Below are 21,325 nucleotides of genomic sequence, written 5' to 3'. Positions count from 1 at the left end.
CGCTGGGTCGTAGTCAAGAGCAGGCGCGGCCCACGCTCGGCTGCCGGACGCCGCGGTATCGATTACGCGCGCCGGGCGCCGAATCGTTGCCCGGAGGGCGCTCGGCCGACAGAGTGGAGAACGAGGTATGTCTCGTGTGGCCCGCGGGCCCGACAACTGAGGAGAGTGCTGTGCGCTTCGGAATCTTCATCCCCCAGGGCTGGCGGCTGGATCTGGTGGGTATCGAACCCGCCGCGCAGTGGGAGGTGATGCGGGGGCTCGCGGCCCGGGCCGACGCGAACCCGGTGTGGGAGTCGCTGTGGGTGTACGACCACTTCCACACCGTCCCGGAGCCCAGCGAGGAAGCCACACACGAGGCGTGGAGCCTGATGTCGGCGTTCGCGGCCACCACGTCGCGGGTGCGTCTGGGGCAGATGTGTACGGCGATGAGCTACCGCAACCCGGCCTACCTGGCGAAGGTCGCGGCGACCGTAGACCTGATCTCGGGCGGCCGAACCGAGATGGGTATCGGCGGCGGCTGGTACGAGCACGAGTGGCGGGCCTACGGATACGGCTTCCCCACCGCCGGTGAGCGGCTGGGCCGGCTCGACGAGGGCGTGCAGATCTTCCGGCAGGCGTGGAGTTCGGGCAGCGCGACCCTGGACGGCAAGTACTACCAGGTCGACGGGGCAATCGTGCGCCCGCTACCGGTGCAGGAGGGCGGTATCCCGCTGTGGATCGCGGGGGGCGGCGAGAAGAAAACCCTGCGGATCGCCGCGAAATACGCCAACTACACGAACTTCGCCGGCAACCCCGAGGAGTTCACCCGTAAATCGGAGATCCTGCGCGACCACTGCGCCGATGTCGGCACCGATTTCGACGCCATCGTGCGCAGCGCCAACTTCAATGTCGTCATCGGCGCCACCGAGGCCGAAGTCGAACAGCGCAAGTCCGAGAACGCGGCACGGCTGGCCCCGGTCCTGGGCGAGGAGAAGGCCCGCGCCTACATCGACAACCTCACCAATGGCGGTGCTGCTGTCGGAACCCCGGAACAGATCGTGGAGAAACTGTCCGCCGTCCGCGATCGCGGCCTGGGGTACGCCATCTTCAACTTCCCGGAGGCAGCCTACGACACCAGCGGTATCGAACTCCTGGAACGCGAGGTCATTCCGGCGCTGACCTGATCGGCGATCCGGGCACAGAGGGGCCGCGGCCGGGCGTGCGGCCGCCGTACCCTGGCCTCGGGCGGCGCCAGTTCATGTGCCGCATGGGTACGCAGGAACACTGTCGGCGGGGTGAGAACTGCCTGAAGATCATTTCGATGAACGGCCGCGCTGCGGATTTCACCTGCCGGCGGAGCAGCAACTCGGTAGCTGCCTCCCGCGTTGCCTACGTCGGACGCGCCGGATTACACAGCCCTGACCAGCCGGTTGGCGAACGTCGAGATCGTGTAGGTGCCGACGCCCAGGACGACCTCGAGCGCGTTGCGCTCCGTGTATCCGTGCGCCGAGAAAGCCTCGAGCGCCTGAGCATCCACGGCCCCGGCGGTGGCCATGACCTCGAGAGTGAATGCCCGGATCGCCTCGAGGCGCTCGTCGTCGAGTGCGCGTTTCTCGCGCAGGGCCGCGGCCAGTTGCGGCGCAGCGCCGAGTTTGCGCAGCTTCCCGGCGTGCATGGCGATGCAGATATGGCAGTCGTTGTGGACCGCCACTGTCATGATGACCACTTCCCGCGCGATCGGTTCCAGCGTGCACTGGTCGAATCGCGCGGTCATATCCAGGAATCCGGTCAGCAGTTCCGGTGAGGCGGCCAACTGGGCGACAGCATCGGGCACCACCCCACCCCCGGCGTCGGCCATGGCCGCCATCGTTGCGCGCGATCCCTCCGGGGCGGTTTCGAGTGTATGCGGGGCGAACATCCCGGCCTCCTACTATAGACAACATGGTTGACGAGATGATGGTAAACCAGGTTGTCCATAATGCCAAGGCGGTGCGATGACCAAGGAAGACATGGACCGCCCCGTGGCAGGCTACGAACTCCCACTGCTGCTCCTGGCGGGCTTCCGCACCCTCATCGACGAACTACACGCCGAACTCACACGCCGGGGCCACCCCCAGGCGCGACCCGCCCACGGCTTCGCCATGCAGGCGATCGGATCCGACGGAGCGACAGCCAGCGATATCGGCCGCCGGCTCGGCATCTCCAAACAGGCCGCGGGCAAAACCGTCGACCGCCTCATCGCACTCGGCTACGCGGAACGCGCCGCCGACCCCGCCGACGCGCGCCGCCGGCTCGTTCGCCTCACCGCGCACGGATACGACATGCTCGCCCGCTCGGCCGCGATCTTCGACCGATTGCGTGAGCAGTGGGCAGAGACACTGGGCGAGCAACAGTTACGCGCGATGGAAGACGGTCTGCGCGCCGTGGCCGCCCCCAACGCGTTCCGGCTCGATGCAACGCAGTGGCTGGGCGATTGAGCCGCTGACAGCAGTGGCGCGCAACAGCTCGGAAGCCGTTGCGCGCCACTGCCTGTTCTGGCGGACCGATCAGAGCATGCAGCTCACGCAGCCCTCGACCTCGGTGCCCTCGAGCGCCATCTGCCGGAGGCGGATGTAGTAGAGGGTTTTGATGCCCTTGCGCCAGGCGTAGATCTGGGCGCGGTTGAGATCACGGGTGGTGGCGGTGTCCTTGAAGAAGAGAGTCAGCGACAGGCCCTGGTCCACGTGCTGGGTGGCGGCGGCGTAGGTGTCGATGATCTTCTCGTAGCCGATTTCGTACGCGTCCTGGTAGTAGTCCAGGTTGTCGTTGGTCATGTACGGGGCCGGATAGTAGACGCGGCCGATCTTGCCTTCCTTGCGGATCTCGATCTTCGACGCCACCGGGTGGATGGAACTGGTGGAGTGGTTGATATAGGAGATCGAACCGGTCGGCGGGACGGCCTGGAGGTTCTGGTTGTAGAGGCCGTGTTCCATGACCGCGGCCTTCAGCTGCCGCCAATCGTCCTGGGTCGGAATCCGGATGCCGGCGTCGGCGAACAACGTCGCCACCCGCTCGGTCTGCGGTTCCCACACCTGATCGGTGTACTTGTCGAAGTATTCACCGCTGGCGTACTTCGACTCCGGGAACCCACCGAACGAGGTACCCCGTTCCCGCGCAATCAGATTCGAGGCGCGCAGCGCGTGGTAGACCACCGTGTAGAAGTAGATATTGGTGAAATCCAGGCCCTCGTCGGACCCGTAGTGGATCCGTTCCCGCGCCAGGAAGCCGTGCAGATTCATCTGCCCCAGGCCGATGGCATGCGAGGAGTTGTTGCCCTGTTCGATCGAGGGCACCGAATGGATATGGGTCTGATCGGACACGGCGGTCAGCCCGCGGATCGCGACCTCGATGGTGCGGGCGAAATCCGGGGAGTCCATGGTCTTCGCGATGTTCAGCGACCCCAGGTTGCACGAGATGTCCTTGCCCACCTCGGCGTAGGTCAGATCATCGTTGTAGACCGAGGGGGTGGAGACCTGCAGGATCTCCGAGCACAGGTTCGAGTGCGTGATCTTGCCGGCGATCGGGTTGGCCCGGTTCACCGTGTCCTCGAACATGATGTAGGGGTAGCCGGATTCGAACTGCAGCTCGGCGATGGTCTGGAAGAACTCGCGCGCCTTGATCTTCGACTTGCGGATCCGCTTGTCGTCGACCATCTCGTAGTACTTCTCGGTGACATCGATATCGGCGAACGGCTTCCCGTAGATGCGTTCCACATCGTAGGGCGAGAACAGATACATGTCCTCGTTGTTCTTGGCCAGTTCGAACGTGATGTCGGGGATCACCACACCCAGCGAGAGGGTTTTGATCCGGATCTTCTCGTCCGCGTTCTCCCGCTTGGTATCCAGGAAGCGGTAGATATCGGGATGGTGGGCGTGCAGGTACACCGCACCCGCGCCCTGCCGGGCCCCGAGCTGGTTGGCGTAGGAGAACGAATCCTCCAGCAGCTTCATGATCGGAATAACGCCCGAGGACTGGTTCTCGATCTTCTTGATCGGCGCCCCGTGCTCCCGAATATTGCTGAGCAGCAACGCAACCCCGCCGCCGCGCTTCGACAGCTGCAGTGCGGAGTTGATGGAGCGCCCGATGGACTCCATATTGTCCTCGATGCGGAGAAGGAAGCACGACACGGGCTCGCCGCGCTGCTTCTTGCCCGAGTTGAGGAAGGTCGGGGTGGCCGGCTGGAAGCGGCCGTCGATGATCTCCTCGACGAGTTTGCCCGCGAGTACCTCGTCACCGGCGGCGAGGGTGAGCGCGACCATGCACACCCGGTCCTCGAACCGCTCCAGGTAACGCTTCCCGTCGAAGGTCTTCAGCGTGTAGGAGGTGTAGTACTTGAACGCGCCGAGGAAGGTGGGGAACCGGAACTTCTTGGCGTAGGCCTGCTGGAACAGCTTCTTCACGAAGGCGCGGCTGTACAGCTCGAGCACCTCGGGCTCGTAGTAGTTCTCCTCGACGAGGTAGTCGAGTTTCTCGTCGAGGTTGTGGAAGAAGACGGTGTTCTGGTTGACGTGCTGCAGGAAGTACTGATGGGCGGCTTCGCGGTCCTTGTCGAACTGGATCTCGCCGTCCGGCCCGTACAGGTTCAGCATCGCGTTGAGGGCGTGATAGTCCAGCACCTCACCGGTTACGCCTTCGCGCTGCTCCAGCCGGGCCGTCATACCTGCTGGTGCTGTCGTTGTTGCTGTTGCCAAAACAATCCCAATCCCTCTCGGACGCGGGCGACGTCCTCAGCGGTTCCCATGAGTTCGAAGCGGTACAGGTAGGGCACCCCGCATTTGCGGGAGATCACATCACCTGCGAAGCAGAAGGTGTCGCCGAAGTTCGTGTTCCCGGCGGCGATCACCCCGCGCAACAGGGCGCGGTTGTGCGGATCGTTGAGGAACTTGGCGACCTGGCGCGGTACGAATTCCTTGTCGGAGCGCACCGAACCCATGACGTGCCGACCGCCCCCGTAGGTGGGGACGATCAGCACGTAGGGTTCGTCGACGCGCAGCGATTCGGTGGTGTGCAGGGGGATCCGCTGGGCCGGCAGGTCCAGCTTCCGGACGAAACGGTGTGTGTTCTCCGAAGCGCTGGAGAAATAGACCAGCGTATGCGTTTCGGACATCCACTCACCTCCCCTGTTCCCCGAACCGAATCGGGCGCGACACTCGCTCGGGTTGTGTCTGTTGCGCCTGAGCGCGAGCCCTGCGTGGTGACGCTGCGCTACCGCCTCCGGGCCTGACGCGCTCAGGCGGCGACGGTGGCCAGGGCCTTGATGCGGTCCGGGCGGAAACCGGACCAGTGCTCGTCACCGGCGACGACGACGGGGGCCTGCAGGTAGCCGAGTGCCATCACGTAGTCGCGGGCATCGGCGTTCTCGGAGATATCGACGACCTCGTAGTCCACCCCGGCCTTGTCGAGAGCCTTGTAGGTGGCATTGCACTGGACGCAAGCGGGCTTGGTGTACACGGTGATCATTCGAGTCCCTCTCTCCTGTGCCAATGTGCGGTGTTTCGCGGTCTTCGTGGTGCCCGACCGCCGCCTCTGTGCCCGCCGCGTGGCTGATCCGCAACCGGTTGATCCGGGATGCGGGGCGCGGTGCCGGCACGATCGGATGATCCTGCGCAAACTCCGAGGACCAGCCCTGAAACGCCATGTCCGGGCCGGTTCCGCCCGACTCCAGCGGGTCTGTCGCACCGCCGCCTTCGGGTACCGATGACACTACACCTAGTGGCCGACAGAAAGAAACAACACGACATGTTGCGAGTCACAAGCATGTGATTTCACGGCTGTAAGCCGCAGGACAGCACTGCGACACGCCGAATTCACCGTGGTCCAGATCACAATTTCCCGGGCCAGTTCCTTTTCAGCAAACGCAGGAGCACCGTCTGTCACACCAGTCGCCGGAGCCCCAGCAAGCGCTCGAGCCCCGGCCGGAGCACGCCCGAGCCCAGCAAAGCCGAAGGCCGCCCCGTAGATGACGGGGCGGCCTTCACGAAGCCGGGGATGTCAGATCCTATTACATACCTGTTGCGCATGAGCCAGGGCGGCAATGGGCCGTCACCCTGCCGCGGAGGCCATAGCGCAGGAGAACGTATCGCACGATTTGCTAGCGCTCTGCCTATGGACGCACGAGCGAGGGCCCTACGTGGTTACGCGGCGCTGCCGGTCCCGAGCCCGACTCGCTCGTGCGATCAGGCGTCGACCAGTTCGCCGCTCGCTGCGGTGACCAGAGCCTGCAGCGCCTCGCTGAGCTCACGCTGGGTCTCGGCATGCTCGCGCGGGTGGGTCGCGCCGAAGGTATCGCCCCAGGACGCGAAGTGCAGATGCGCCGAGTCGACCACCTTGCCGCCGGCGATCCCCACGCTCTTGACCGAATCCCCGTGCGCCCACTTGCCGGCGTTCGGGCTGATGGACCCGCTCAGAATCGCGACCGGCTTACCGCTGATGGCACCGGCGCCGTACGGCCGCGAGAGCCAATCGACCGCGTTCTTCAGTACGGCGGGCAGGGTCCCGTTATATTCCGGGGTGATCACCAGCAGGCCGTCGCTCGCGCCGACCGCGTCGCGCAGCGCCCCGGCGGAGGCCGGCACCGAACCCTCGACGTCGATGTCCTCGTTGTAGAAGGGAATTTCGCCGATACCCTCGTAGATGGAGACGTCGGCACCCGCGGGTGCGGTGGAGACCGCGGCCTCGGCGAGCTGCCGGCTGATCGAGGCGCCACGAAGGCTGCCGACGAGAACGACGATACGGGTCTGGCTCATGTTCACTCCTGCGGTACTAGTTGTGTGGTGATCGCACTGTCCAAGTTAACCGGACCACGGTCCGCTACATTCCCCGGAGGCCCGCTCCCCGCCGTGAACTACGACACAACCCGTCCGGGCCCGGCGGATCCCGCGAGCCCCGGCGAAACCTCCCGGCTCCAGCAGCCACCGGCAGACAGCATGCTGCCCCTCGTACCCCTCCGGCCGGGCCGGCAGATCGGTCCGCACCTCCCCGGCATCACCGAACCGGCCGAACGCGCCGACGCCGCCCGCAACCGTAGGCGACTGCTCGATGCCGCCCGCGAACTCGTCCGCGAACACGGCGTGGACGCACTCACCATGGACGCCCTCGCCAAACGGGCCGGCGTCGGCAAAGGCACTGTATTCCGCCGTTTCGGCAACCGCACCGGCCTGATGTACGCCCTGCTGGACCACTCCGAGAGCCTGGCACAGGAGGCCTTCATCTTCGGCCCGCCACCGCTCGGGCCCGGCGCCCCACCGGTGGACCGGCTCATCGCGTTCGGGCGGGCGCGCCTGCTCGATATCGAAGTGGAGGGCGAACTGTATCGGGCAGCCGAACTGGGGTCCCCTGAACGGCACTACAGCAGCCAGCCGTATCGCGTGCTGCGAACCCATGTCGCGATGCTGCTCCGCGAAGCGGACACCCCCGGCGACAGCGGACTGCTGACCGACGCGCTGCTGTCCGCGCTCGCCGCCGGACTGATCCTGCACCAGATCCGGACACTCGGGTACACGCGCGAACAGATCGGCGACAACTGGGAAGCCCTGGTTCGCCGGGTCACCGGACAACTCGCGCAGTAGAGTGATCCGGCATGGGAAACCTGCGTGATCAGATCATCGCCGAACTGGGTGTACAACCGAGCATCGAACCCAAGGACGAGGTGCGGCGCCGCGTCGATTTCCTGAAGGATTACCTGCGCGCCACCCCCGCAAAGGGTTTCGTCCTGGGCATCAGCGGTGGTCAGGACAGTGCGCTCACCGGCAGACTCTGCCAGCTGGCCGCCGCGGAACTGCGCGCCGAAGGGGGCGAAGCACGCTTTGTCGCGGTGCGCCTGCCCTACGGTGTGCAAGCCGACGAGGCGGACGCCCGGGTCGCCATGACCTTCATCGCACCCGATGAATCGGTGGTGGTCAACGTCCGGCCCGGCGCCAACGCGGTGGCGGCCGAGGTGGCTTCGGCGCTGAAGGTCGGCAAGCTCCGCGATTTCGTGCGCGGCAATATCAAGGCCCGCGAGCGGATGGTGATCCAGTACGCCATCGCCGGGCAGGACAACCTGCTGGTGGTCGGCACCGACCACGCCGCCGAAGCGGTCACCGGATTCTTCACCAAATACGGCGACGGCGGTGTCGACGTGACCCCGCTGACCGGCCTGACCAAACGGCAGGGCGCCGCCCTGCTGCAGGAGCTGGGCGCGCCGTCGCGGCTGTGGTCCAAGGTGCCGACCGCCGACCTCGAGGACGACCGCCCCGCCCTGCCCGACGAGGAAGCCCTCGGCCTGCGCTACAGCGAGATCGACGACTACCTCGAAGGCAAAGAGGTCACCGCCGAGGTCGCCGAGCGGATCGAGACGACCTTCACCAACACCCGGCACAAGCGAGCGGTCCCGGTCACCCCGCTCGACGACTGGTGGCGCTGACCGGCGATTCAGCAGACACGGCCGCCCGGACAACGAGCCACGGCGCGCAGCAGGTCACGCACCAGCTCGACGTCCGGCCCGGCGGATCCGCGGAAGCGCAAGCAGCCCTTGCCCATATCCTGCCCGGCCCCGCCCGGGCGGCAGGGAAGCCGGGGGCCGGCAACTCCGCTTCAGGCTCCGGTGCAGATCGTCGACCCTATCCGCCCCGCACAGCTTCCGGCCCACGCTTCAGGTGCTGATCCTGCCCCCGACCAGGTCCTCGACCTCGCGCAACCGGCGCCGCAGATATCGGCGCGCGGCATCGTTTCCGGCGGCCGCCAGCGCGGTCCGGTAGCTCTGTGCGGCCTCGGTGAACCGCCCCGCCCGGCGGTACAGATCGGCGCGGGCGGCCGCTACCGGCTGTCCGCCGGCAACTCGGCTGTCTCCCGCGATCTCGTCCAGCGCCCGCAGGCCCGCGCCCGGGCCGTCGCGAAAGCCCACGGCGACCGCTCGATTCACCCGTGCCGCCGGTGACGGTGTGTAGCCGAGCAGTTCGTCGTAGGCCGCGACAATGGCCCGCCAATCGGTGGCTGCCCAACTCGGTGCGACGGCGTGCGCCGCGGCGATCCGGGCCTGTGCCAGATACGGACCTCCGCCTTCGGCCGCGGTCAGCAGACAGTTCAGCCCGGCCCGGATGGCCCGGCGATCCCACCTGCTGCGGTCCTGCTCGTCCAACGGGACGAGTTCGCCGTCCCCGGTCCGGCGCTGTGCGCGCCGGCTGTCGGTCAGCAGCATGAGGGCCAGCAGCCCGTGCGCCTCCGCCCGCACGGCCCGTTCCCCGGCCGGTAACAGGGCACACAGCAAACGCCCGACGCGCAGCGCCTCGTCACACAGTTCGTCGCGCACCGCGGCGGGCCCGGCGGTCGCGAAATACCCTTCGGTGAACATCAGGTACACCACAGCGAGCACCGTCGGCGCCCGTTCCGGTAACAGGCGCGCGGGCGGGACCCGCAACGGTATCCCCGCCTGCCGGATCTTGGCCTTCGCCCGGCTGATCCGCTGCGCCACCGTCGCCTCCGATTGCAGAAAAGCACGGGCGATCTCCGCGGTCCGCAAACCGCACACCAACCGCAAGGTCAGGGCCACCCGGGATTCGGGGGCCAGCGCCGGATGGCAACAGGTGAAGATCATCCGCAGCCGGTCGTCGGGCAATTCGCTCACCTCGATATCCGCAGGCCCCGGCGCCGACAGCACGGCCTCGTGTTCCTTCCCGTGCCGCGCGGACTCCCGGCGCAACCGGTCCAGGGCGCGGCGACGGGCGGCCGTGGTGATCCAGGCGCCCGGATTCGCCGGGACACCGTCGCGGTCCCAGGTACGCAACGCGATCGCGAATGCCTCCTGCACCGCGTCCTCGGCCAGGTCGATATCACCGGTGAACCGCGCGAGAGTAGCCACGGCGCGGCCGAACTCGGCGCGATATACACCGTCGAGATCGACCACCGGCCGCTCACCACTCATGCTGTGCCCACCTGTACATGGGCACTGCGTGGTGATGCTCCGTTCCGATATCCGGGCCTGACCCGCTCATGCTGTGCCCATCGGGCATGAGCGGGGACCCTGCGTGGTGACGCTCCGCTGCCGCCTCCGGGCCCGACCCGCTCATGCCGCGAGATCCACCACCTGACGGAGCTCCGTGCCGCCCCCGGGTGCGATCGGGATCGTCGCGGCGATCTCCGTTGCGGCGCGGCGATCCGGTGCCGTGAACAGGTACAGACCGCACACCACCTCCGCGGTTTCGGTGAACGGGCCGTCGGTGAGCAGCGGTGGACCGTCGGCGCCGCGCACGGTGGTCGCGGTCGTCGGCGGGTGCAGGGCGCCGCCGCCGCGCAGCACCGCCCCGGCTCGGGCACCGAATCGTTCGTGCTCGGCGACGGCGGTGTCCCACTCCGGTGTTCCCGGTGTCAGCGTCGAATCCGCCTGCTCCCACAGCAGCGCCATCCACCAGTCCGGCCCCGGCTCGTCATGGGGCAGCCACTGGGCCAGCGGCCGCAGTTCGACCGATCCCGTCGCTACGGCCGGCAGCTGCCGAGCCAGGTCGATCGCCGCATCCAGATCGGCCACCTCGAACACATAGAACCCACCGACCACTTCGGCATGCTCGGCGAACGGCCCGTCGGTGACCAGCGTTTCCGCGCCGTTGCGGCGAACGGTGACGGCGGCTTCCGACGGATACAGCGCGGCCCCGCCGGCGATGACCTCGGCGACCCTGGCGTCGAACGCCGCGTACTGTTCCACCTCCGCGTCGAACTCCGCCGTGCCCGGTTGTGGCACGGTTTCGCCTTCGTTGCCGGTCAGCAATGCCAGGTAATGCATAACATCATCCTTCCGCGTACCGGAGGAGTGCGATACCCCTCTCATCAATGCGACGAGCGGAGAGGCATTTCTTCGACAGGGCCGGCGATATTCGGTTCGAGAAACCGCCGCCGGACCGCGCGACCGGTGCGCGTTGTCCCGGCGAACGCCACGCCGGAGAGTTCGGCGAACCGCGGCGCATCGGGGTGAACGAACCGCCGGGCACCACGACATCGAGAGCGCGAGCCGGGCGTGTGCGCCGTCACCGACCTACAAATCGACGCTGCCCGGCGCCACGAACGCCGATGGTGCGCTCAGCCGCCGGCGAAGGGTGGCAGGACGTCCACCCTCGGGGTCAGCGAGACCGTGGTGTCGCGGGTCAGCTCGTCGCCCACCAGGTAGGCGCAGACGGCGAGCATCTTGTCCAGGTCCGGGCCGTAGGTCGCGGCGAGGCGGGTGCGGAGGTCCGCGACGGTGGCGCCGGGCGGCAGGTCCAGGGTTTCGGCATCCTTGCCGACCGCGTCGGCGATGGCGGCGAAATAGCGGACCTCAACCACCTATTGCTCCCATCGTGCGTTCCGGTGGGACGAAGTCCGCGGCGTCGATACCGTGACCCGCCCATTTCTGCCACATCGCACCGCGCCACAGCTGCGCCAGCTCCTCGTCGCCCGCGCCCGCGCGCAGAATGCCGCGGAGGTCGAACTCCTGATCACTGAACAGGCAGGATCGGAGCATACCGTCCGCGGTGAGCCGGGTGCGGTCGCAGGTATCGCAGAACTTGCGGGTGACCGAGGCGATGATGCCGACCGTGGCCGGGCCGTCGTCCACCAGCCAGGTCTCGGCGGGCGCGGACGGATCCGCGCGACCGGCGGCGGAGAGCCGGAAGCGGGTGCCGAGTACGTCGAGCAGTTCGGCGGCGGTCACCATGTTCGCGCGCGCCCATTCGTGGTCGGCGTCGAGCGGCATCTCCTCGATGAACCGCAGTTCACAGCCTTCGTCGAGGCACCAGCGCAGCAGGTCGGCGGCACCGTCGAGGGTTTCGCGCATGAGTACCGCGTTCACCTTCACCGGTGCCAATCCGGCAGCGTTCGCGGCCCGGATACCGGACAGCACCGATTCCAGGCGGTCGCGGCGGGTGAGCCGGGCGAAACCGTCGCGGTCCACGGTGTCCAGGGAGATATTGACCCGGGACAATCCGGCGGCCGCCAATCCGGCCGCACGATGCTGTAAACCGATCCCGTTGGAGGTCATGGCCAGCGGGATCTCCGGCACCGCCGCATGACAACCGGCGACGATCTCCTCCAGATCGCGCCGCATGAGCGGTTCGCCGCCGGTGAACCGGACCTCGTGAATTCCCAGCTCACGCACCGCGAGGGTGACCAGCCGGACGATCTCGCCGGCGGTGAGCAATTCCTCCGCCGGAATCGCGGGCAGACCTTCTTCGGGCATGCAGTAGGTACAGCGCAGCGAGCATTTCTCGGTAATGGAAACCCGCAGGTCACGCGCGATGCGGCCGAAGCGATCGACCAGCAGCGGCGTTTCCGGGCGCCCGTCCAGCGAGGGGCGCCCGGACCGCACTGTGGGAATGCCCATATCGACCAGCGTCACGCCTCCATTATGGACGTCGGCTCGCGCCGCGCACCCTTCCTCCGCGCGATCGACCCATAATGCCCGGCCCGGCCATCGCGCGGGCGTGGCGGCCGTCCCGGTAACGGCGGCCGATACGGTGACGCCCGCCCGGCCGCCGCCACTAGTCTGAGCAGATGATCTCTCGGCCCGCCAGTCCCTCGGTCCGGTCGGCGGACGACTACCGCGACACCATCGAACAGTTGTTGCGCCCGCTCGCCGCCCGGTCGGTCGACACCGTGCCGGTGGCCGAGGCGCTCGGCAGGCAGCTGGCCGCGGATACGCACGCCCCGATCGATCTGCCGGTGTTCCGTAACTCGGCGATGGACGGGTACGCGGTGCGGGCGCAGGATGTGGCCGTCACGCCGGTCGTCCTGCCGTCGACCGGGGTGGTGGCCGCCGGCGACCCCGGGCTGGAGCGGCTCGCACCGGGGACGGCGCGCAAGGTGATGACCGGCGCCCCCGTGCCCGTCGGCGCGGACTGCGTGATTCCGGTGGAGGATACGACCGCCGACGCCGATACGGTGCGGATCACGCGCGGGCGTGCGGCCGGTGAGTTCGTCCGGGAACCGGGCAGCGATGTGCGCACCGGCACCGAACTGGTGCCCGCCGGGACGACCCTGGCGCCGCGGCATATCGCGGCATGCGCCGCGGCCGGGCTGGCGCGACTGCCGGTGTTCGCGCCGGTCCGGGCGGTGGTCATCAGTACCGGCGACGAATTGGTCGCGGCGGGCAGCACGCTGCGACCGGGGCAGATCTACAACTCGAACGGTATCGCGCTGGCCGCGGCCCTCACCGCGAACGGCATCACCGTGGTGGGGGTGGAACACAGTGGTGACGACCTTTCGCAATTCCGCCGGCTGCTGCACTCCGCGACGGCGGCGGCCGATCTGGTGATCACCACCGGGGGCGTGTCCAAGGGAGATTTCGAGGTCGTACGGGAGGTGCTGATCCCGCTCGGCGGCGACTTCGGCTCGATCGCCATGCAACCGGGCGGGCCGCAGGGGCTGACCGTGGTGGACGGTGTGCCGGTACTCAGTTTCCCGGGTAATCCGGTGAGCGCGGTGGTGTCCTTCGAGGTGCTCGCCCGGCCGATCCTGCGGCGGCTGGCAGGGCTGGGACCGGTACCCGAATACGAATTACCGCTGCTCGGTGCGGTGCACCGGTCACCGGAGGGGCGGCGTCAGTTCCTGCGCGGCAAACTGGTGTGGAAGGGTTCGCGACCGCATGCGGTGGAGGTGGTCTCCGGGCCCGGATCGCATCTGGTCGCGAGTATGGCGGCGGCCGATGTCCTGATCGATATCCCGGCGGCGGTCACCGAACTTCCGGCCGGGGCGACTGTGCGAGTGTGGACGTTATGAGCGAATTGTCGCATGTGGATTCCGGGGGGCGGGCCCGGATGGTGGACGTCAGCGCCAAGGCCGACACCACCCGGATCGCCGTGGCGGGCGGCGAACTGCGGACCACACCCGAGGTGCTGGCGCTGGTGCGCGCCGACGATATGCCCAAGGCCGATGTCCTGGCGACCGCGCGGCTGGCCGGTATCTCCGCGGCCAAGAAGACGTCCGAACTCATTCCGCTGTGCCATCAGCTCGCGCTGTCCTCGGTGAAGGTGGAGTTCGGTTTCACCGATTCCGCGATCACGATCGAAGCCTCCGCGAAGACCACTGGCCCGACCGGCGTGGAGATGGAAGCCCTGACGGCCGTGGCGGTCGCCGGACTCACCCTGCACGACATGGTGAAAGCGGTCGATCCGGCGGCAGTACTGAACGACGTCCGGCTGCTCACCAAAGAGGGCGGTAAACGGGGACACTGGACCCGCCCCGGCACGACCGCGGACTCCCGGCCACAGCACGGCACCGAGGCGACCGCCGCCGGCAGCGAGTCCCACGCGCACACCCCCGTAGGCGACTCCCACGCGCGCACCCCCGGCAGCGACACGCACGTAGGCAGGTCCGGTGGCGACTCCCACGCGCACGCCACCGCGGGCGACACGCACGCACACACCACCGGCGACGAATCCCGCGCGCCCGCCCCGGCACGGGGCCCTCACACGCGCGTTCCGGACAGCGAGCCTCCCACCCGCGACGACGGTACGGACGGCACCGCGGTGGTAGTGGTGGCCTCGACCGGGGCGGCCGCGGGGACGCGCACCGACACCACCGGACCGCAGCTGGTGTCCTGGTTGCGCAACCTCGGCTACACCACGCGCGGCCCCCTGGTCTACGCGGACGCGGATATCGCCGAAGGTCTCACCGAGGCGCTGCGGACGCGACCGGCCCTGGTGGTGACCACCGGCGGTACCGGCGCGTCACCTACCGACCGGACCCCGGAAGCAACCGCGGCACTCCTGGATCGGGAACTGCCCGGGGTAGCCGAGGCCATCCGGCAGCGGGGTACCGCGAAGTTCCCGCTCGCGGCGCTGAGCCGGGGAATCGCGGGACTGGCCGGACGGTCGGTGGTGGTGAATCTGCCCGGCTCACCGGGCGGGGTGAAAGACGGTATCGCGGTGCTCGAACCGTTGCTGTCGCATCTGCTGGCGCAGGTGGCGGGCGGTGGCGCGCACGAGAACAGCCATGGGGCACCGGATGCCAAGAGGGGAAACGAGAGCGCTCATGCCTGAACTATCCGCGCAGCACCCGGAACGGGGCGGGACCGGCGGCGGGGTCCGGCTCGCCGAGATCAGCGACCGGACACTGGATCCCGCCGTGGTGGACGCCGCGGTCCGCGGTCCGAGTTACGGCGGGGTCGTGGTGTTCACCGGTGTCGTCCGCGATCACGACGATGGTCAGGCCGTCTCGGCGCTGGAGTATTCGGCGCATCCGGAGGCGGCCCGGTTCCTGCGCGAATGCTGTGCCGCGGTCGCGGAATCGACGGGTCTGCCGGTCGCGGCCGTGCACCGGATCGGCAATCTGGAGGTGGGCGATCTGGCGATCGTCACGGCGGTGGCGGCGCCGCATCGTGCCGAGGCGTTCGCGGCCTGCGCGGCGCTGGTCGACCGGATCAAACACGAGGTGCCCATCTGGAAGCGGCAGATGTTCGCCGACGGGCTGTCCGAATGGGTGAACGCCTGCGGTTGACTTCGTCCCCCACAAATGAGTCCGCGCTGCGGTCCCTCGCTGACCGGACTCAGGCCGTGATCTCCTCGGGAACGTAGCGCCAGACGGCGAGCAGGGCCTGTTCGTCCAGCGGTTCCGGGCCGGTGTGCACGGTCTCGCGTAACCGGTCGAGTGCCGCCTCGGTGTCCAGACCGGTGCCGATCAGCACCAGCTCGGTATCCCCGGCCCGGCCCCGGCGGACCGGTTCCAGGGTGATCGCCCGGCCCACCAGGTGCACCACATACCGCTGCGCACCCGGTACCGCGAATGTCGCGAATCCCTTGGCGCGGAACAACCCTCGGGGCGGGTTCTCCAGAAAGTCGATCAGGCGGCGGGGATGCAGCGCCGTCCCGGAGTTGAACACTGCGCTGGTGTAGTCGTCGTGCAGGTGCCGGTGCCCGTCGCCGTCGTGATGGTCGTGGTCGAGCAGCAGTTCGTCCAGGCTCAGCTGCTCACCGATCCGCGGGGCGTCGCGGTCGCGGGTGTCGAACAGCAGCCCGGGGTCGATCCGGCCGCGGGTGGTGGCGTAGACCGGCGCACCGTCGGCGATCGCCGCGATCTCGGACCGCAGCCGCTCCACGTCGTCCGCACCGAGCCGGTCGACCTTGTTGACCACCACCAGATCCGCGAGCCGCAGGTGGCTCGCCAGCTCCGGATGCCGGTCGCGGCTGCTCGCGAATTCGGCGGCGTCGACCACTTGGAGCAGCCCGCCGTAGCGGATCCGGGGGTTCTCGCTGCCCACCACCATCCGCACCAGGTTCCGCGGTTCGGCCAATCCGCTGGCCTCCACCACAATCACATCGATCCCGGCACGCGGATCGGTGAGCCGGGTGAAGAGATCGTCGAGTTCGCTGACATCCACCGCACAGCAGACACACCCCCCGCCCAGCGAAACCATCGCGTCGACCTGCCCGGCAACCAGCATCGCGTCGATGTTGACGGAGCCGAAATCGTTGACCACCACGCCGATCCGGGTGCCCCGGTTGTTGTGCAGCAGATCGTTGAGCAGGGTGGTCTTCCCGGCGCCCAGGAATCCGGCCACGATCACCACGGGTATGCGCTCAGCCACCCGACCACCCTACTGAGTGCCGCACGGCGTCCCGGCCGGGGTCGCCCAACAGAATTGTTTACGTTTCAAATTTCCGGACTGTACCGGTATCCCGTTCACCGGTTTTCCTCTTGGTGGAATGCCGTAAAGAATTGCGATTCCCTGAAATAGGTATCGCGATTCTGGTAAATGTGCCGGGGAGATCGCGGGGAATCTCGGCTGCAGAAGAAAAGAAACAGAATTATCTAGGAGTATCGAATGCGTGCAGGCACGTTGCTGGTCGCCACAGCCCTGCTGTCGGCGGCGACCGTGCTGGGCAGCGGTAGTGCGGCGGCCCAACCCGCCGATTTCATACCGAACGACGGCGTCTACCGGGTCGGCGTGGATATCCGGCCCGGAGTGTGGGAATCGCCCGGTCCGGTGGACCCGGCCAAGAGCTGCGATTGGCGGCGGCTGCGGCTGGTCGAGGGCGACAACACGAATATGGAGTACATCATCGAGAACAACTACACGAAGCTGGGCCCCATCCGGGTGACCGTGAAACCGACCGACGCCGGTTTCAAAACCACCAATTGCGGGCCGTGGCGGATGGTGCCGCCCGCACCCACCGGTTCGGCCGGCTTCTGAGCCGTGCGCCCGGCGAGCCCGGTCCCCGGGTGACGGGAACCGGGCTCGCCGGGTAGCGCTCGGATCAGGTGTGTGCGCGCAGCTGGTACAAACCCTCGGTCTCGGCGACCACCACACCGTCGACATCGGTGAGCACCGCGCGCAAGGTGAAATCGGCCTTCCCGTTCGCGGCGGCCTCGGCGGCGACCCGCTCGATCTCCGGCTCGTCCAGCGTCGCCTGTGCCCGCACCGCCGTGGTGGCGGGCTTCCGGAACGCGATCCGCAAATCTTTCACCAGCGGATAGAACTTCGCAGTGTCGAAGCTCGCCACGGCGATCGCGCCGCCCAGGATCTCGCCGACCGTGAACAGCACCCCGGCGTACATGACCCCGAAATGATTGCCGTTGCCCTCGACGGGCACGGTGGCCGCGGCGTAGCCGCGCCGCACCTCCTCGGCGTGCACGCCCATCCGGTGGGCCACCGGGATGGTCTGCTCCAGCGCCGAGTTCACGATCTCGGCGATGGGCGGGGTGCGGGTGTCACTCATCACAGGGCCGGCCCTTCCGGGGTCATGCGACGGATTGTTTCGGCTCGGCCGGTTCCGGATCGGCGGCGTCGGGTACCTCGGTTCCGCGCAGCGAGGTACCGGCGGTCTCCCGCAGGAACGCCCAGGCGACCAGGCCGACGAGGGCGGCACCCACCATGTAGACGGCGGGGAACAGCGTCCACCCGGTGCCCTCGATCACCGCCTCGTTCACCAGCGGCGCGGTACCGCCGAACGCGGCCGTGGACAGGTTGTAACCCAGCGCGAAACCCGCGTACCGGACATGGGTCGGGAAAATGGCGGGGAAGGTCGCGCTGATTGTCGACAGCTGCGGGACGTACAGCAGGCCCAGCACCACGAAGCCGAAGATCGCCCAGCCGGTGCCCACGCCCATCAGCCAGTACATCGGGATCGCGAATACGGCCAGCCCGACCAGCGAGAACAACCACAGTGGCCGACGGCCGACCCGGTCGGACAAGCGGCCGAAGAACGGCACACACAGCATCATGATCACCTGGCCGACCAGCATCATGGCGGTGGTGGTGGACTCCCCGAGGCCGATGGTGTTCTGCAGGTAGGTCGGCTGGTAGGTGAGCAGCGTGTAGTTCGCCACGTTCAGCGCGACGACCAGGCCGCCCAGGATCAGTACTTCGCGCCAGTAGGTGGTGAGCAGGACCCGCAGCCCGCTGTCGGGGTGCTCTTTCTCGTTCACCTCGGTGAACACCGGCGATTCGTCGAGCCTCGTCCGCAGATACCAGCCGATGGCACCGAGCGGAATCGCGATCAGGAACGGAATCCGCCAGCCCCAGTCGTGCATCGCGTCGGTACCGAGGATCAACTGGCACAGCAGCACGACCGCCGAACCCCCGACGAACCCGCCGAGCGTGCCGAACTCCAGGAAGCTGCCGAAGAAACCGCGCTTCTTGTCGCTGGCGCATTCCGCCAGGTAGGTGGCGGCGCCACCGTATTCGCCACCGGTCGAGAAGCCCTGCACCACGCGCAGCAGGATCAACAGAATTGGGGCGAGTACCCCGACCTGGCCGTGCGTCGGCAGGACACCGATCAGGCCGGTAGCGGCGGCCATCAGCAGGATGGTGGTGGCCAGGACCACTTTGCGGCCCACTCGGTCACCGAGCGGCCCCCAGACCATGCCACCCACCGGGCGCAGGACGAAGGAGATCGCAAACCCGAGCATGGTGCCCAGGGTGCCGAGGTCGCCGGGGAAGAATGCGTCCGTCAAGTAGGTGGCCGTCGCGGCGTAGACGCCGTAGTCGAACCATTCGGTGGCATTACCCATTGCCGAGGCCGCTACGGACCTCTTCAGATGTGGTGATTCCGGCTGCTGTTCCAGTGGCACCACTTCTGGTTGCTTCTCGAACTGTGGTGCTTCCGGCTGCTGCTCCGTCACGGTCAGTCCTCTCCGGCGTGCGCGGCCATGTCGGCCCGGCCGACCTGTGGTGTCGCGCCCGCCGGCGACCGGGTTCCGGCGAGTATCGACTACAAACCGTTACCCGGGATTTTCCGGGGGTAAACGCAGACCCGCTCCGGACCCACCCGCGCAACGGCTCCGACCAGCTACTTCCCAGCTTAAGTGAAGGCACTCACACGGTCGCGGTTGTGGGCTTGCGACGCACCGGGAACATCGGCCCACGAGGTCGCCGGGAGGCCCCGCGAATGCCGCTCGGCACCCCGAGGCCACGGCGCCCGCGCCACCGCAGGACAGATCAGCGCGACTGCTCCGCGACGGCCTCCGGACGCGCGCGGTGTTTCACCTCCACCAGCGGCAGGCGCAGAGCGGCCGGCGCCGAGACGGGCACCGCCGGGGCAACCGGCGGGACCGGCGCGATCCGCCGATACGACGATCCCAGCGGCGGCCGGGGGTCGGCTTGGCCTTTGTTCGGCCACAGCGCGACAGCCCGTTCGGACTGCGCGGTGATGGTGAGTGACGGGTTGACGCCCAGATTGCCCGAAATGGTCGAACCGTCGATCACATGCAGGCCGGGGTGACCGTAGAGCCGGTGGTAGGGATCCACCACACCCGATTCGGCACTGTCGCCGATCACGCAACCACCGATGAAATGACCGGTCATCGGGATATTGAACACGCTGCTGCTGGCCCCGCCCGGAATACCGTCGATCTTCTCCGCGACCCGGCGTCCGACCTCGTGACCGGCCGGGACCCAGGTCGGGTTGGGGGCGCCCTCGCCCTGCCGGGTGGTCATCTTGCGCCCGAACAGACCGCGCTTGGTGTAGGTGGTGATCGAGTTGTCCACCGATTGCATCACCAGCAGGCCGATCATCTGCTCCGACCAGCCGCGCGGATTGTGCAGATGCGGGAGATCGCGACGGCTGCGCCACATCTCGCGCAGCCACAACCGGCGTTTGGAGACCCCCGGCTCCTCGTCGACCATGACACTGCCCATCAGCGAGATCACATTGCTGCCCTTGCCGTAGCGCACGGGTTCGATATGGGTGTCGGGGTCAGGATGGATCGAGGAAGTGATCGCCACGCCCTTGGTGAAATCGCTGTTCTTGTCGCGGCTGCGGATCGCGAGCAACTCCTCGGAGTTGGTGCGCGAGAGGAACCCGAGACGATCGGAGATATTCGGCAGCGACCCCGAATCGCGGAGTTTGTGCAGCAGCCGCTGCGTCCCCAGCGAAGCGGCCGAGAAGATCACCTGTTCGGCGGTGAAGGTGGTGCGCTTCTTCCGCACCCAGCGGCCCGTCGCCACGGTCCGCACCGCGTATCCACCCTCCGGGAGCGGCCGCACATCGGTGACGGTGCACAGCGGATGCACCGTCGCACCCGCCCGCTCGGCCAGGTACAAGTAGTTCTTCACCAGGGTGTTCTTGGCGTTGTGGCGGCAGCCGGTCATACATTCACCGCAGTGGGTGCAGGTGCGCCGGGCGGGGCCCACGCCGCCGAAGTACGGGTCGGCCACATCCTCGCCGGGGCGGGCGCCCGGACCGCCGAAGAACACCCCGACCGGCGTGCGCTGATAGGAATCGGCCACCCCGAGTTCCTCGGCGACCTCGTGCAGCACCCGGTCGCTGGGGGTGGTCGCCGGGTTGGTGGTCACGCCCAGCATGCGCTTGGCCTGGTCGTAGTAGGGGTCCAGCTCGTCCTTCCAGTCGGTGATGTGCGCCCATTGGCCGTCGCGGAAGAATTTCTCCGGCGGTTCGTACAACGTGTTCGCATAGACCAGCGAGCCCCCGCCGACCCCGGACCCGGCCATGATCAAGGTGTCCTTCAACAGCGCCAGCCGCTGGATACCGAAGCACCCGAGATAGGGCGCCCACAGGTATTGCCTGGCCCGCCAGGACGTTTTCGCGAATTCGTCGTCGGCGAAGCGGCGGCCGGCCTCGAGCACGCCGACCCGGTACCCCTTTTCGGTCAGCCGCAGGGCACTCACACTGCCCCCGAAGCCGGAGCCGATGACGAGCACGTCGTAGTCGAAGGTCTGGCCGGGCCCAGCATTGGGCCCTGTTGCGGAACTGGACATTCTTCCGAGACTATGGCCTGGGTCACCCCGGTGGGAACATACCCGCGGACACGAAATCGGCAATTCCGGCCAACCTCCGCCGCAATCGGGATTCGAACTGGTCGCGAGCCAGTGTCGCGCATCCGGGTCACCGGCGCCTCACCTCGC

The 21,325-nt window shown here is 67.8% G+C and carries 21 protein-coding genes; 8 read left to right on the top strand and 13 right to left on the bottom strand.

Features of this window, described 5'->3' with window-relative positions; genetic code table 11:
• Window positions 1-170: 170 nt before the first annotated feature.
• Entirely contained in the window at window positions 171-1,163 is a 993-nt protein-coding gene (locus ACIA75_RS19560) for an LLM class F420-dependent oxidoreductase (RefSeq protein WP_397105845.1), read from the top strand.
• A 224-nt stretch (window positions 1,164-1,387) separates the two neighbouring features.
• Here ACIA75_RS19560 and ACIA75_RS19555 read toward each other — a convergent pair whose 3' ends face one another.
• Window positions 1,388-1,897, bottom strand: coding sequence for a carboxymuconolactone decarboxylase family protein (locus ACIA75_RS19555; RefSeq protein ID WP_397105842.1), 510 nt, complete (start codon window positions 1,895-1,897; stop codon window positions 1,388-1,390).
• A gap of 76 nt (window positions 1,898-1,973) precedes the next feature.
• Between ACIA75_RS19555 and ACIA75_RS19550 the strand changes: the two genes are divergently transcribed.
• Entirely contained in the window at window positions 1,974-2,456 is a 483-nt protein-coding gene (locus tag ACIA75_RS19550; RefSeq protein WP_397105840.1) for a MarR family winged helix-turn-helix transcriptional regulator, read from the top strand.
• 69 nt (window positions 2,457-2,525) lie between these two features.
• Here the strand turns inward: ACIA75_RS19550 and nrdE are convergent, their stop codons facing one another.
• From nrdE to ACIA75_RS19530, 4 genes are all read right to left on the bottom strand, one after another.
• The gene (gene nrdE, locus ACIA75_RS19545; RefSeq protein WP_397105838.1) at window positions 2,526-4,676 is read right to left on the bottom strand and encodes a class 1b ribonucleoside-diphosphate reductase subunit alpha; all 2,151 of its coding nucleotides are present in this window, start codon (window positions 4,674-4,676) and stop codon (window positions 2,526-2,528) included.
• Window positions 4,673-5,125, bottom strand: a complete 453-nt coding sequence (gene nrdI / locus ACIA75_RS19540) for a class Ib ribonucleoside-diphosphate reductase assembly flavoprotein NrdI (protein ID WP_397105835.1) — start codon at window positions 5,123-5,125, stop codon at window positions 4,673-4,675. Before nrdI ends, nrdE begins: the two co-directional genes overlap by 4 nt.
• Window positions 5,126-5,247: 122 nt before the next feature.
• On the bottom strand, window positions 5,248-5,478 hold the full coding sequence (locus ACIA75_RS19535) for a redoxin NrdH (RefSeq protein ID WP_397105833.1): 231 nt from the start codon (window positions 5,476-5,478) through the stop codon (window positions 5,248-5,250).
• A gap of 716 nt (window positions 5,479-6,194) precedes the next feature.
• On the bottom strand, window positions 6,195-6,764 hold the full coding sequence (locus ACIA75_RS19530; protein WP_397105831.1) for an NAD(P)H-dependent oxidoreductase: 570 nt from the start codon (window positions 6,762-6,764) through the stop codon (window positions 6,195-6,197).
• Between the two features lie 93 nt (window positions 6,765-6,857).
• Between ACIA75_RS19530 and ACIA75_RS19525 the strand changes: the two genes are divergently transcribed.
• Together ACIA75_RS19525 and nadE are read left to right on the top strand one after the other, a co-directional pair.
• On the top strand, window positions 6,858-7,586 hold the full coding sequence (locus tag ACIA75_RS19525; RefSeq protein ID WP_397105829.1) for a TetR/AcrR family transcriptional regulator: 729 nt from the start codon (window positions 6,858-6,860) through the stop codon (window positions 7,584-7,586).
• An 11-nt stretch (window positions 7,587-7,597) separates the two neighbouring features.
• Window positions 7,598-8,422, top strand: a complete 825-nt coding sequence (gene nadE, locus ACIA75_RS19520) for an ammonia-dependent NAD(+) synthetase (protein ID WP_397105826.1) — start codon at window positions 7,598-7,600, stop codon at window positions 8,420-8,422.
• Window positions 8,423-8,650: 228 nt separating this feature from the next.
• Here the strand turns inward: nadE and ACIA75_RS19515 are convergent, their stop codons facing one another.
• The 4 genes from ACIA75_RS19515 to moaA form a co-directional block, all read right to left on the bottom strand.
• On the bottom strand, window positions 8,651-9,919 hold the full coding sequence (locus tag ACIA75_RS19515; RefSeq protein ID WP_397105823.1) for an RNA polymerase sigma factor: 1,269 nt from the start codon (window positions 9,917-9,919) through the stop codon (window positions 8,651-8,653).
• 141 nt (window positions 9,920-10,060) lie between these two features.
• Window positions 10,061-10,774 (bottom strand): YciI family protein, encoded by a 714-nt coding sequence (locus tag ACIA75_RS19510; RefSeq protein ID WP_397105821.1) that lies wholly within the window; start codon window positions 10,772-10,774, stop codon window positions 10,061-10,063.
• A 293-nt stretch (window positions 10,775-11,067) separates the two neighbouring features.
• Window positions 11,068-11,310 carry a MoaD/ThiS family protein gene (locus ACIA75_RS19505; protein WP_062979278.1) on the bottom strand — a complete coding sequence of 81 codons (243 nt, stop codon included), beginning with the start codon at window positions 11,308-11,310 and terminating at the stop codon, window positions 11,068-11,070.
• On the bottom strand, window positions 11,303-12,346 hold the full coding sequence (gene moaA / locus ACIA75_RS19500; RefSeq protein WP_397106694.1) for a GTP 3',8-cyclase MoaA: 1,044 nt from the start codon (window positions 12,344-12,346) through the stop codon (window positions 11,303-11,305). Before moaA ends, ACIA75_RS19505 begins: the two co-directional genes overlap by 8 nt.
• Before the next feature lie 170 nt (window positions 12,347-12,516).
• On the opposite strand from moaA, the gene glp reads away from it, so the two are divergent.
• The 3 genes from glp to ACIA75_RS19485 are packed head-to-tail and all read left to right on the top strand — an operon-like array spanning window position 12,517 to window position 15,459.
• Complete coding sequence (gene glp, locus ACIA75_RS19495; protein WP_397105818.1) at window positions 12,517-13,740, top strand: gephyrin-like molybdotransferase Glp; 1,224 nt, start codon at window positions 12,517-12,519, stop codon at window positions 13,738-13,740.
• Complete coding sequence (gene moaCB, locus ACIA75_RS19490) at window positions 13,737-15,002, top strand: bifunctional molybdenum cofactor biosynthesis protein MoaC/MoaB (protein ID WP_397105815.1); 1,266 nt, start codon at window positions 13,737-13,739, stop codon at window positions 15,000-15,002. The genes glp and moaCB overlap by 4 nt, the downstream gene beginning before the upstream one ends.
• Window positions 14,995-15,459 (top strand): molybdenum cofactor biosynthesis protein MoaE, encoded by a 465-nt coding sequence (locus ACIA75_RS19485; protein WP_397105813.1) that lies wholly within the window; start codon window positions 14,995-14,997, stop codon window positions 15,457-15,459. Before moaCB ends, ACIA75_RS19485 begins: the two co-directional genes overlap by 8 nt.
• A 49-nt stretch (window positions 15,460-15,508) precedes the next feature.
• On the opposite strand, the gene ACIA75_RS19480 is transcribed toward ACIA75_RS19485, so the two are convergent.
• Complete coding sequence (locus ACIA75_RS19480) at window positions 15,509-16,546, bottom strand: CobW family GTP-binding protein (protein WP_397105811.1); 1,038 nt, start codon at window positions 16,544-16,546, stop codon at window positions 15,509-15,511.
• Between the two features lie 237 nt (window positions 16,547-16,783).
• Between ACIA75_RS19480 and ACIA75_RS19475 the strand changes: the two genes are divergently transcribed.
• A complete protein-coding gene (locus ACIA75_RS19475; RefSeq protein ID WP_397105809.1) occupies window positions 16,784-17,152 on the top strand; it encodes a hypothetical protein in 369 nt (122 codons plus the stop codon).
• A gap of 64 nt (window positions 17,153-17,216) precedes the next feature.
• Here the strand turns inward: ACIA75_RS19475 and ACIA75_RS19470 are convergent, their stop codons facing one another.
• The 3 genes from ACIA75_RS19470 to ACIA75_RS19460 all read right to left on the bottom strand — a co-directional run bounded on the left by ACIA75_RS19470 (window position 17,217) and on the right by ACIA75_RS19460 (window position 21,178).
• The gene (locus tag ACIA75_RS19470) at window positions 17,217-17,678 is read right to left on the bottom strand and encodes a PaaI family thioesterase (RefSeq protein ID WP_397105806.1); all 462 of its coding nucleotides are present in this window, start codon (window positions 17,676-17,678) and stop codon (window positions 17,217-17,219) included.
• A 22-nt stretch (window positions 17,679-17,700) separates the two neighbouring features.
• Entirely contained in the window at window positions 17,701-19,083 is a 1,383-nt protein-coding gene (locus tag ACIA75_RS19465) for an MFS transporter (RefSeq protein ID WP_397105804.1), read from the bottom strand.
• 316 nt (window positions 19,084-19,399) lie between these two features.
• Window positions 19,400-21,178, bottom strand: a complete 1,779-nt coding sequence (locus ACIA75_RS19460; protein WP_397105802.1) for a GMC family oxidoreductase N-terminal domain-containing protein — start codon at window positions 21,176-21,178, stop codon at window positions 19,400-19,402.
• Window positions 21,179-21,325 lie beyond the last annotated feature (147 nt).

The sequence above is a fragment of the Nocardia sp. NPDC051750 genome, assembly GCF_044453135.1.
Taxonomy (GTDB): Bacteria; Actinomycetota; Actinomycetes; order Mycobacteriales; family Mycobacteriaceae; genus Nocardia.
Note: the sequence above shows the minus strand (reverse complement) of the source record. Positions and strands in the feature narration are given on the sequence as shown.